Origin of the sequence: Faecalibaculum rodentium (genome assembly GCF_001564455.1) — a bacterium.
Taxonomy (GTDB): domain Bacteria; phylum Bacillota_I; class Bacilli_A; order Erysipelotrichales; family Erysipelotrichaceae; genus Faecalibaculum; species Faecalibaculum rodentium.
The window spans coordinates 351,359-363,457 of record NZ_CP011391.1 but is presented as its reverse complement, the minus strand read 5'-3'; the positions used below and the strand labels follow the sequence as shown (position 1 = coordinate 363,457).

Annotated in this window: 7 protein-coding genes and 2 rRNA genes; 2 read left to right on the top strand and 7 right to left on the bottom strand. The window is 54.2% G+C overall.

The annotated features are described in order from the left end of the window. Positions 1–272: 272 nt before the first annotated feature. The 6 genes from aalo17_RS01680 to aalo17_RS01655 all read right to left on the bottom strand — a co-directional run bounded on the left by aalo17_RS01680 (position 273) and on the right by aalo17_RS01655 (position 9,260). Positions 273–3,156, bottom strand: a 23S ribosomal RNA gene (locus aalo17_RS01680). A gap of 234 nt (positions 3,157–3,390) precedes the next feature. After that, positions 3,391–4,926: ribosomal RNA gene (locus aalo17_RS01675) — 16S ribosomal RNA — on the bottom strand. Together the 16S and 23S rRNA genes form the textbook arrangement of a ribosomal RNA operon. A gap of 467 nt (positions 4,927–5,393) precedes the next feature. After that, entirely contained in the window at positions 5,394–6,743 is a 1,350-nt protein-coding gene (gene ltrA / locus aalo17_RS01670; protein ID WP_067554743.1) for a group II intron reverse transcriptase/maturase, read from the bottom strand. A 603-nt stretch (positions 6,744–7,346) separates the two neighbouring features. After that, positions 7,347–8,282, bottom strand: coding sequence for a hypothetical protein (locus tag aalo17_RS01665; RefSeq protein ID WP_067554741.1), 936 nt, complete (start codon positions 8,280–8,282; stop codon positions 7,347–7,349). 70 nt (positions 8,283–8,352) lie between these two features. Further along, positions 8,353–8,835 (bottom strand): hypothetical protein, encoded by a 483-nt coding sequence (locus aalo17_RS01660; protein ID WP_145907429.1) that lies wholly within the window; start codon positions 8,833–8,835, stop codon positions 8,353–8,355. 65 nt (positions 8,836–8,900) lie between these two features. Beyond that, positions 8,901–9,260: a hypothetical protein gene (locus aalo17_RS01655; RefSeq protein WP_067554735.1), complete on the bottom strand. Its 360-nt coding sequence runs from the start codon at positions 9,258–9,260 to the stop codon at positions 8,901–8,903. A 135-nt stretch (positions 9,261–9,395) separates the two neighbouring features. Between aalo17_RS01655 and aalo17_RS01650 the strand changes: the two genes are divergently transcribed. Then, entirely contained in the window at positions 9,396–11,033 is a 1,638-nt protein-coding gene (locus aalo17_RS01650) for a nucleoside kinase (protein WP_067554732.1), read from the top strand. A 59-nt stretch (positions 11,034–11,092) separates the two neighbouring features. Here the strand turns inward: aalo17_RS01650 and aalo17_RS01645 are convergent, their stop codons facing one another. Continuing rightward, on the bottom strand, positions 11,093–11,581 hold the full coding sequence (locus tag aalo17_RS01645) for a hypothetical protein (protein ID WP_145907426.1): 489 nt from the start codon (positions 11,579–11,581) through the stop codon (positions 11,093–11,095). Between the two features lie 205 nt (positions 11,582–11,786). Here aalo17_RS01645 and aalo17_RS01640 point away from each other — a divergent pair, with 205 nt between their 5' ends. Then, positions 11,787–12,032 carry a GNAT family N-acetyltransferase gene (locus tag aalo17_RS01640; RefSeq protein ID WP_067554726.1) on the top strand — a complete coding sequence of 82 codons (246 nt, stop codon included), beginning with the start codon at positions 11,787–11,789 and terminating at the stop codon, positions 12,030–12,032. Positions 12,033–12,099 lie beyond the last annotated feature (67 nt).

Genomic DNA, 12,099 nt, shown 5'->3' with positions numbered 1-12,099 from the left:
TGAATGATTTCTTTCAATCCATTGGATGCAAGTCATCCTATCTCTGTGGATACAGCCAATCCTCACAAAGGGGGACTCTGTATGCCCGGGCAAAGAGGGTAAACATGGTCCGCAGGCGAATCGGTCGCAGCAACGGTTGTCTCAAAACACCGGATACAAAAAAAGCCGCCACTGGCGACTGCTGGAATCCTGTCTTCAGGTCATTCTCTGAAAACCATACACGATATGTCTTTCGTTTCCTGTCTTTCCGCAAAGCTGCGGGCTTCTTTCTTTAGATCAAGTCCTCGACCGATTAGTGCCAGTCAACTCCATGCATCTCTGCACTTCCATCCCTGGTCTATCCACCTCGTAGTCTTCAAGGGGTCTTACTTCTCTTTCAGAATGGGAGATCTCGTCTTGGGTCCGGCTTCGTGCTTAGATGCTTTCAGCTCTTATCCGTTCCCTGCTTGGCTACCCAGCTCTACCATTGGCATGATAACTGGTGCACCAGCGGCAGGTCCATCCCGGTCCTCTCGTACTGAGGACAGCTTCCCTCAGATCTCCGACGCCCACAACAGATAGGGACCGAACTGTCTCACGACGTTCTGAACCCAGCTCGCGTACCGCTTTAATGGGCGGACAGCCCAACCCTTGGAACCGAATCCAGCTCCAGGATGCGATGAGCCGACATCGAGGTGCCAAACCTCGCCGTCGATGTGAACTCTTGGGCGAGATCAGCCTGTTATCCCCAGGGTAGCTTTTATCCGTTGAGCGACGGCCCTTCCATTCGGCACCGCCGGATCACTAATCCCGACTTTCGTCCCTGCTCCAGTTGTCTCTGTCGCAGTCAGGCACGCTTCTGCATTTGCACTCTTCAGTTGGTTCCCATCCAACCTGAGCGTACCTTTGGGCGCCTCCGTTACTCTTTGGGAGGCGACCGCCCCAGTCAAACTGCCCGCCTGGCACTCTCCCCTGTCCCTCTCGGCACACGGGTTAGGGCCCCATACATCCAGGAGTGGTATCCCACCGGCGACTCCACCAATACTTGCGTACTCGCTTCTAAGTCTCCCACCTATCCTGTACATGGCTGTCCAGGACCCAATACCAGGCTGCAGTAAAGCTCCATGGGGTCTTTCCGTCTAGTTGCGGGTAACCTGCATTTTCACAGGTACTAAGATTTCACCGAGTCTGCTGCCGAGACAGCGCCCAAATCGTTACACCTTTCGTGCGGGTCAGAACTTACCTGACAAGGAATTTCGCTACCTTAGGACCGTTATAGTTACGGCCGCCGTTCACTGGGGCTTCGGGTCACTGCTTCACCTCGCGGTTCACAGCTTGCCTTAACCTTCCAGCACCGGGCAGGTGTCACCCCCTATACTTCGCCTTGCGGCTTCGCAGGGAGCTGTGTTTTAGTTAAACAGTCGCTTGGGCCTTTTCACTGCGGCTCTTTCGAGCGCCCCTTCTTGCGAACGTACGGGGCCATTTTGCCGAGTTCCTTGGCAACAGTTCTCTCGCTCACCTTCGCATCCTCTGCGCGCCCACCTGTGTCGGTTTTGGTACGGGCCGTATATGCATTTACACTAGAAGCTTTTCCTGGAAGCTGACTCGATGCGCTTCGCTACTCGCTTCCGCTTTCGCTTACCCGTCACGCTCTGGTTTCCGTATCCGGATTTGCCTGGATACCACCTGCTTCGCTTGGCCCTCAATCCAGTAAGAGGGTCGCATCTGCCTTCTCCGTCACTCCTTCGCTCCATATACGGGTGCAGGAATCTCCGCCTGCTTTCCATCCGCTGCGCCTTTCGGCCTCACGTTAGGTCCCGACTTACCCAGGGCGGACGAACCTTCCCCTGGAATCCTTGGGCTTTCGGTGTGCAGGATTCTCACCTGCATCTCGCTACTCACACCGGCATTCTCTCTTCCATGCTGTCCATATGCCGTCTCCGTCATACTTCTTCCTGCATGCAACGCTCCCCTACCACATATACTTCCATATACATCCGCAGCTTCGGTACCTGGCTTAAGCCCCGGTACATTTTCGGCGCAGGGCCACTCGACTAGTGAGCTGTTACGCACTCTTTCAAGGATGGCTGCTTCTGAGCCAACCTCCTAGCTGTCCGTGCGTCCCCACATCCTTTTCCACTTAGCCAGTATTTTGGGACCTTTGCTGGCGGTCTGGGCTCTTTCCCTCTCGACCATGGACCTTATCACCCACAGTCTCACTGCCGGATTCCTCCCAGTCGGCATTCGCAGTTTGATCGCATTCAGTACCCCGGGATGGGGCCATCATCCGTTCAGTGCTCTACCTCCGTCTGTCATCCTCCGACGCTAGCCCTAAAGCTATTTCGGGGAGAACCAGCTATCTCCGGGTTCGATTGGAATTTCTCCCCTAGCCACAGGTCATCCGCTAACTTTTCAACGGTAGTCGGTTCGGTCCTCCACAGAATTTCACTTCTGCTTCAACCTGCCCATGGCTAGATCACCCGGTTTCGGGTCTGCTCCATACTACTCTTACCGCCCTCTTAAGACTCGCTTTCGCTTCGGCTCCGTCCTTTCCGACTTAACCTCGCACCATGGAACAACTCGCCGGTTCATTCTACAAAAGGCACGCCATCACCCTTTGACGGGCTCTGACTTCTTTTAGGCACACGGTTTCAGGTTCTCTTTCACTCCGCTCCCGCGGTTCTTTTCACCTTTCCCTCACGGTACTCGTTCTCTATCGCTCACACTGTATATTTTGCCTTGGCGGATGGTCCCGCCTGCTTCCGACAAGATTTCTCGTGTCCCGCCGTACTCAGGATACCGTCTCATGCGTCTAACACTTCGCTTACGAGGCTTTCACTCTCTCTGGCTGTACTTCCCTGTACATTCTGCTGTGTCTTTCGCACTCTTATGACGGTCCTACTACCCCGGATCTCTCCGGTTTGGGCTTTCTCCCCTTTCGCTCGCCGCTACTCGGGGAATCACTGTTGTTTTCTTTTCCTCCGGGTACTTAGATGTTTCAGTTCCCCGGGTACCTCTCCCTTTCGGGATGACAGCCTTCTGGCTGCCGGGTTCCCCCATTCGGACACCGACGGGTCTTTGCCTCCTTACGGCTCACCGTCGCATTTCGCTGTTTGGCACGTCCTTCTTCAGTACAGTGTGGCCAGGCATCCTCCCTGCGCCCTTCCTTGCTTGATCTGATTCTCTCAAACGTTTTTCGTGCTTTCTTCGAGATATTTTCTCAGAACTGTTTCTTCACTGTTCTTTTCTTTCTCTCAGTTTCTTCTGTTTTCTCCACAACTTTACTTCAGACCTTCTGTTGTCTTTCATATCGTTGTACGGTTTTCAAAGATCGACCCTGGAAGACACTCTTCCAAAACCGGACAGGAACCACTCTGTTCTTTTTCCTTTTCCCCTGTACTTTCTCCTTAGAAAGGAGGTGATCCATCCCCACGTTCCCGTAGGGATACCTTGTTACGACTTAACCCCAGTCATCGATCCTGCCTTCGACGGCTCACTCCTCTAATGAGGTCATGCCACCGGCTTCGGGCATTACCGACTCCCATGGTTTGACGGGCGGTGTGTACAAGGCCCGGGAACGTATTCACCGCGGCATGCTGATCCGCGATTACTAGCGATTCCAACTTCATGGAGGCGGGTTGCAGCCTCCAATCCGAACTGGGACGGCTTTTATGAGATTCGCTCGACATCCCTGTCTCGCTGCTCTTTGTAGCCGCCATTGTAGTACGTGTGTAGCCCAGGCCATAAGGGGCATGATGATTTGACGTCATCCCCGCCTTCCTCCGGTTTGTCACCGGCAGTCTGGCATGAGTCCTCAGCTTTTCCTGTTAGCAACATGCCACAAGGGTTGCGCTCGTTGCGGGACTTGACCCAACATCTCACGACACGAGCTGACGACAACCATGCACCACCTGTGTGGATGATAACCTCCGATGCATCTCTGCATCTTCGCATCCCATGTCAAGGCCTGGTAAGGTTCTTCGCGTTGCTTCGAATTAAACCACATACTCCACCGCTTGTGCGGGCCCCCGTCAATTCCTTTGAGTTTCACACTTGCGTGCATACTCCCCAGGCGGAGGACTCACTGCGTTAACTTCAGCACTGAGGTTTCACCCCCAACACTTGGTCCTCATCGTTTACGGCGTGGACTACTAGGGTATCTAATCCTATTTGCTCCCCACGCTTTCGTGCCTCAGCGTCAGCAACAGGCCAGGCGGCCGCCTTCGCCACTGGTGTTCTTCCATATATCTACGCATTTTACCGCTACACATGGAGTTCCACCGCCCTCTCCTGCTCTCCAGTCCTCCAGTTTCCAAAGCCATGCATGAGTTGAGCTCATGCGTTTCACTCCAGACTTGCAGGACCGCCTGCGCACCCTTTACGCCCAATCATTCCGGATAACGCTCGCCACCTACGTATTACCGCGGCTGCTGGCACGTAGTTAGCCGTGACTTTCTGGCGGGGCACCATCAGTCAGCACCCATTTCCTGATGCTGCCTTTTTTCCCCCGCAACAGAGCTTTACGACCCGAAGGCCTTCTTCACTCACGCGGCATCGCTCGTTCAGGCTTGCGCCCATTGACGAAAATTCCCTACTGCTGCCTCCCGCAGGAGTCTGGGCCGTGTCTCAGTCCCAATGTGGCCGTCCGCCCTCTCAGGCCGGCTATGCATCATCGTCTTGGTGGGCCTTTACCCCGCCAACCAACTAATGCACCGCAGGTCCATCCGCGCCCCATCCCCTAAAGGATGTTTCACAGAAAGAAGATGCCTCCTTCCTGTACATCGGGATTTGTTCTCCGTTTCCAGAGCGTATTCCCGGTGCGCGGGCAGGTTCCCTACGTGTTACTCACCCGTTCGCCACTAGAGACCCGAAGGTCTCTCGTTCGACTTGCATGTATTAGGCATGCCGCCAGCGTTCATCCTGAGCCAGGATCAAACTCTCCATTTGATCTGTACTCAGACGCTTTGCGTCTTGTGTTCATGATTGTTTTTCAGGTTCAAAGAATCGACGTTGTATCGTCTTGTATTTACTTCGTTTTTCCTGTCCGGTTTTCAAAGAGCGTCAGCACCCATGACAGATGCCTCCATCGCCTGCGGCTTCTGATGAAGTCACAAGCTTTTCAAAGATACTGAATGAGCGGTCCGGCTGTCAAGCCCGGCTGTGCCCCTCAGCACTCTTATATCTTAACTCATCCGCAAGAGTCTGTCAACACATTTTTTGAACTTTTTGTTGTTTTCTGTGTTGCGACTTGTTGATTTATCCAAATCGCTTGCAGCTCACTTATAATACCACACCCTCACAGAAGCGCTACCCCTTTTCTGCACTTTTTTTGCATTTTATTTCCGGATTCTGTTAATTAGTGCAAACACTACGGTTTTCCTGTCATCACATCGAGTAGGTGTCATCTGACCCTCTCACACCACCCAGCATGCCGTTCGGCACTGGGCGGTTCGTACAAATGTTTTCATGAACCTTTCTGCCACCGTATCGAAGTATTCCTCCATGGATAGAAGGCCTTTCTTCTTCAGGTGTATATTTCTGATATACTTGTTCAGGAATGTAGTTGCGCACCTGACATATCCCTGCCGAGCACACGCATATGAGTGAGCCTTGTCTCTGGGACATCCCAGCCTGACAAGGCTCTCTTCTTTTTTCCTGATGCTTTTCCACTGCTTCCAGATGATGGCCCTGATTCTTCTCCGGAGCTTGCTGTCCAGTTTGCGCACCGTTTCTTTATACAGCCATGCACACCTGAAATAATTGCTCCATCCCCTGATGACCTGATTGATTTTTTCAATCCTCTCCTCAAGAGATACGCTCCAGTTCCGTTTTGTCAGCTTCATTATCTTCTGCTCGAACTCATGAATGGACTTCTCATGCGGTATCGCCTTCCATTCCCTTTTGTTCCTTTTGAAGCCAAACCCCAGATATTTCACTTCATCCGGTCTGGCCACTTTCGATTTTGAAGCATTCACTTCCAGCTTCAGCTTCTTTTCAAGATAGTTGCTGAATGACTTCATCACTCTGTTGGCGGCGGCTTCCGATTTCACATAGATGAGCATATCGTCTGCGTATCTCGTGAATCTCAGCCCTCTGCTTTCCAGTTCCTTGTCTGCCTGGTCCAGATAGATGTTGGCCAGTACCGGCGAAAGCGGCCCTCCCTGCGGGATGCCTCTTTCTGTCCTGACAAGCCTTCCGTCTATCATGACTCCCGCTCTGACGAACTTCCTTGTCAGCGACGTGACGTCCCTGTTATGGAACAGGTTGTCTATCAGGCGGATCAGTCTGTCCTGGTCTACCGTATCGAAGAATTTCCTCAGGTCGATGTCGACGATCCAGTCATACCCGTCGTTCATGAACTCGAGGCCTTTCAGTATCGCCTGTTCACATCTCCTGTTCTTCCTGAACCCGTATGAGCTGTTGCTCATCTCGAAGTCCTTCCTGTAATCCAGATAGCTTGCCAGACAGGCCTGCACGACTCTGTCTCTGGCTGCCGGGACATTCAGTCCCCGCATGCTCCCATCCGGTTTCGGGATATCGGTCCTTTTGGCTGGCAGTGGTTTATAGCTGCGGTCCAGTATCTGTTCCCGCAACTGTTCCCAGTACTCTCCGGGGCACACAGGGAGTTCTCTGGCTTTGACCCCATCTACTCCCGCCGCTCCGTTGTTTCGTCGTACCTGTCCGCACGCATTGGTCAGGTTCTCCATGGAGAAGATTTCCTGTGTGCTCAGGTCTTCCGGCTGTATCAGTCTGGTCTGGTTCATGGCTGCTCCTTTCTTTCACGTGTTCCTGCACTGCCCTTCCTTACTCATCTTCAGGGGCTCTCTGGGTTTGTCCTTTGTCGGTTTGTTGTGCAGGACGCATTCCTGATATTTGCAGTAAATTGTACGTTCGGCCCTTCACTCCATCCCCATTACAGGGACTTCTTCGCTACTATGGCCTCGGCTGACTTCCTGCCATTCGTTGTTACTGCGGGAAGGGGGTCATCATGGTTTGATGATTCCTCTCGCTGGCAGGACCTCCCCGGGTAAGGTCATACATCTTTCATTCCATATACCTGCCGCATTTACCCCAGACAGTCATCCGCAACTATTACGACTTTGCGCTGTTTCGCACGCTCGTCTCCGTCTGTGGCCTTATATGCGGTTCGTGTTCCTCAGGCCGGAACTTTGCCGCCAGGCTTCTTTCAGAACTCCTGTTACCAGTGAGCCCCTTGCCTTGAGCTAATGGTTAGCGGTTGCGATGATACGCTCCCATAGTGGACTTTCACCACCTGGATGTATGCCATGCCGGGCACACGAAGAAAAGACCGGCACATTCTTCTGTACCGGCCTGTACTGCATACCTGAACTGTATTGAAGCAGTGTCTATTTTTGTTCCTCTGCGGAGTCTGTATCAGTCTTGTCGTCCGCCTTTGCGTCACTGTCTGTCGCTTCCTGAGACTGTTCCACCTGCACTTCCGGTTTCACTTCCTCAACCAATACTGTTTCCACAGGTTCGTCCACCACGACTTCAGCCTCCTTCACACCCTCCGCAAAGTCTGCTGTCTTCGCGGCAGCTTCCTCCACAGTACCGGCCCCCACTTTTTCTGACGGCAGTTCCGGTGTCCGGTGCACAACCTGGGACCAGGTCAGTCTGTTGCCTTTGGATGCAATCATCCAGGCTGTCAGCAGCGCAAAGCCGGCAAGTTCCAGAACAAACACAAAGATCCCGTATCCATTCGTTCCATGGTGACGCCCGTCTGAAGCCATCCAGCCTCCCGGCTTTTCCAGCGTACCCGATCCAGTCCCATCAGATTCCATCATCAGCGACACCACAGAGGTGGCTTTTGCACCACTGTCTTTGGACTGACTGTCAGCAGCATCAGACTTTCCGCTGTCTGCCTTCTCGTTCCCTGCATTCCTGTCAGATCCTGTGTCATTTCCGGCACCGGATCCTGCATTGTCTGTTGCCCCCGATGTGCTGTCTTCCCCGTTCCGGATCCGGGTATCGTTCCGGTATCCGGATCCGCCCTGTTCACCACAGAAATCATCATCGAAGAAATCATCCTCAAAACGGTCATCATCGAAGAAGTCATCCTCGTCATCAAAGGAATACCGCCGGCTGTCACCGGACTCCCGGTTCCTGTCTTCATCAAAGAAGAACCCTTCGTCGTCATCAAATCCCCCAAACGACCAGTCACGTTCCTCAAACCGCCCGGCTCTCCGGTCCTCGCCGAACACATCCATGCCCGTCGCCACGGCAGATCCCACCAGAAGCACAAGACCTGTACCGCATACTATATTTTTCCAAACTCGTTTCATTTTCCATTCCTCCTCATGGGTTCAAGAATATGCGCCAAGGCTTAAACGAACCTGAAAGAAACGAAAAATTTCAGCAATACCGGTTGATGAGCCAGAGAATCACGACGAGAATCCCCAGAATGCCGAATGTGACTACATACACCCGGCCCGGGATCCAGTCCGGCAGATAGCCCGCAAGGCGGTAGACCAGGCTGTCCATGGTGGACTGAACTGTCTCACTGGTCCTGTCTACAGCTTTCTGTTCTTTTTTCTCGTCTTTCCTCACATTCTTCTCGGCTTTTTTGTCCTGCTTCGAGGTACCGGAGCCGGTGGTGGCGGTTCCGGTGGACGCCCCTTCTGTTACGGCCTGTTCGGATTCCTCCGTGGTAATCACCGATGCGTCCCAGAGTTTCTGTCCGCTGTCGCTGAGTACGGAATCAGCGGATTTCAGTACGATTTCTGCTGCGTGTCTGGAGAAAGGATCGACCCCTTCCGCAAAGAGAGTAAGTCCCATGATGACCGCCAGCACAATCAGAGCGCCGATGATCCGCATGGCCCATTTACGATCTCCCATTCCCTGTATCCCCTCGTTTCACTAGTCCCCTTGTCTGAAAAAGCCGGGGATCCCGGCTTTCTGCATTATCGTCGGCTGTGTCTGCCGTGGCCGCACAGCAATGCGGTGAGCAGGGCAACCGCCGCTGCGATGGAAACACCGCAGATGATTTCCTTTTTGTGGGCTGCAGCCTGGGAGCGCAGTTCCTCGAATTCATCTTCCGCCATGACTCTGGCCGCTTCCATGTCCCGGAGCATCACTGCTTTTTTCTCCTCGTATTCCTTCTCCAGCTGTTCCCTGCGCCGGTCGAATTCCTTCTCCATTTCTTCCAGCCGGGTATCCAGCTCTGCCTTCGCTTTCTTCAGATCTTCCTCTGCCTTGCGTACTTCATCCGTTGCCGGAGCTGCTGTGCTGACAGCAGCAGGTTTCTTTTCCTGTTCAGACATACCTGCGCCTCCTTGTCACTGCATTTATTATAGTGTGCCCGACGGGGTTTGGGTTCCCTGACTGCCCGGCAATTTGGCGGACTGAAGCAGGCCAAACAAGAGAATGTGTGCTGATGGCTGTGATACAGTCAGGACATGAACAAAGAACACAACTCTGCCCCTGATACAAGGTTTACGCTGCAGGACCTCGCGATGCGGGCCATGAAAGAACACCCTGATCAGTACCGGCTGGCGCCGATCATTCTGGCAGCCGTGGACGGCAAACTCATGGAACTGGGAAAGTCAGTCCAGGCTGACACCAGCATCCGCTTCATCACCACAGAGGACCCCACAGGCCGGATGGCACTGGTGAGGACGACGATTTTCTCCATGCTGAAGGCCTTTTTTGCACAGGCTGGCCGCAGCAATGTGCGAACCATCACCGTGGACTTCCAGATCCAGGACGCGCTGTTTGTCCGGCCCGCCGGACACTTTCAACTGGATGAACAGCTGCTGGAGGGTGTGGCCCGCAGAATGCAGGAATACGCACAGAACCGCTACCCCATCCACCGCCGACGGGTCCTGACACAGGAGGCCATCCAGGAATTCTCCCGATACCGGATGGATTCCAAGGCCCGTTTGTTCCGCTACCGACTGTCCGGGACTGTGCACATCTACTCCCTGGGCAATTTCGTGGACTATTTCTACGGTCATATGGCGCCAGATGCCGGGTATGTGAAAAACTTCCGGCTGATTCCCTGGGATGACGGGTTCTTCCTGCAGATCCCCCGCACACAGGAAGAGACTGTATTCGATCCGGCTGCACATGAAAAGGAGTACGCCACCCTGCGGGAGTCCCATATCTGGGCGCAGAAACTGGACTGCGAGGACGTGGCGGATCTCAACGGCTGGATCTGCAAGGGCCAGGCATCGACACTGATCGGCATCCAGGAAGCCCTGCAGGAAAAGAAAATCGGCCAGATCGCCGAATCCATTGCCTCGGATGGAAACCGGCGGATCGTCATGATTGCCGGACCGAGTTCCTCTTCCAAGACCACATTCGCAAAACGGCTTTGTGTCCAGCTCCAGGCACTGGGGCTGAACCCGGTGCAGCTTTCCGTGGATGACTGGTTCAAAAACCGGGAAGACTCCCCGCGGCTGCCGGATGGAAGCTATGATTTCGAGTCCCTCGAGGCAGTGGACCTGGACCAGCTCAACCGGGACCTGGAGGACCTGCTGGCCGGGCAGCCGGTGATGATGCCTGTCTACAACTTCCTTCTGGGGAAACGGGAATACCATGGGCGGATCCTGCGCATGAACGAAGGGGATGTGCTGGTGATCGAAGGCATTCACGCCCTCAACCCCCGCATGGCGGCGGCCATTTTGCCGGAGAAGCAGTTCCGTATTTATATCAGTGCCCTCACCCAGCTGGCAATCGACCAGCACAACCCCATCCCCCCGGAGGACGGACGTCTGCTGAGGCGCATCGTGCGGGATGCCCGTACCCGCGGCTACAGCGCAGAACAGACCATGGAGATGTGGCCGGCTGTCCGGACGGGAGAAGAAGTCAACATCCTGCCGTTCCAGGAAAACGCCGATGTCTTCTTCAACAGTGCCTGTGTCTATGAACTGGCGGTGCTGAAGCAGTATGCCGAGCCGCTGCTGTTTGATATCCAGCCTTCGTCCCTGCATTACGAAGAAGCCAGGCGGCTGCTGAAATTCCTGGACTATTTCCTGGGCATTTCTTCCGAGGATATACCAAAAAACTCCCTGCTGCGGGAGTTCATCGGCTGAAAGAGTGCAACCTGCAGGTCCGGTCCTGGTGACCGGATCTGTATTTCGCTGTTCCGGCCCTACAGCCAGAGACACAGGCCGGTGACAAAAGCCGCCATCAGGCAGGCAATGGCCAGATACTGGCAGATCTGTGCGGCCATGAGAATGGCTCTTTGCTGCTTCAGGCTGCGCTGTGCCAGGGATGCGGCTTCGTCCATCATGTCCATAAACTCGTCAAAATGTCCCTCGGGTGCCGGTGCCACATCCAGGCGGCTGCGCAGGGCTGTGCAGTCGGGAAATCCGGTGATCCGCGGCCACAGCCGGGTAACGGATGCAGTGACCATGGAAGCCAGGAACAGTCCCGTCACAATGGAAGCCGCCAGCAGGGTGAACAGCCAGGGAAGATGCAGGGGCAGACTGAGTCTGAGAAGACACAGCGATGCAATCAGGAGCAGGACACTCACAAGCTGGATTTCGAAGGACAGCCGGTGCATATCGGTTTCCCGCCCCAGTTCCTCTTTGTATTTTCGTTTCATCAGCTTCTCTGCATAGTCGTATTTCTGTTTCACGGTCTGCTCCTTTCCGGATGCCGTCTGACCAGGCATCCTTCACTGCCTCTGACAGTACCAGACAGGGACTGCAAAGAAAAACAGGAGACATTCTGTTTCCACCTTTTCCGCCTTCGGATCCGCGGCATTCTGCAACACTCTTTGTTTCAGGGCGGCTATACTGAAAAGGAATGGATGCACACCGGCATCCGCAAGGGAGAACACCATGATTGAATACAGATTTGAACCGGAACTGCACCGCAGTGCAGCATATGACGGCTCCAGCTGCATTGGAGAATGCGACTATGTGGACAGAAACGGCGCCTGGGCGATCACGCACACGGAAGTCGATCCCACCTGGGGCGGACAAGGCATTGCCAGACAGCTCGTGCTGATGGTGGCACAGGAGGCCGAAAATCAGGATATCCCTGTGATTCCCGTCTGCTGCTATGCTGTTCATGTGCTTGGCTGATGGTCATCGGCTGGTCGGTGGGGCGCTAAAGCTTACCGGAGTCAATTTCGTTTCACGAAACATTTGA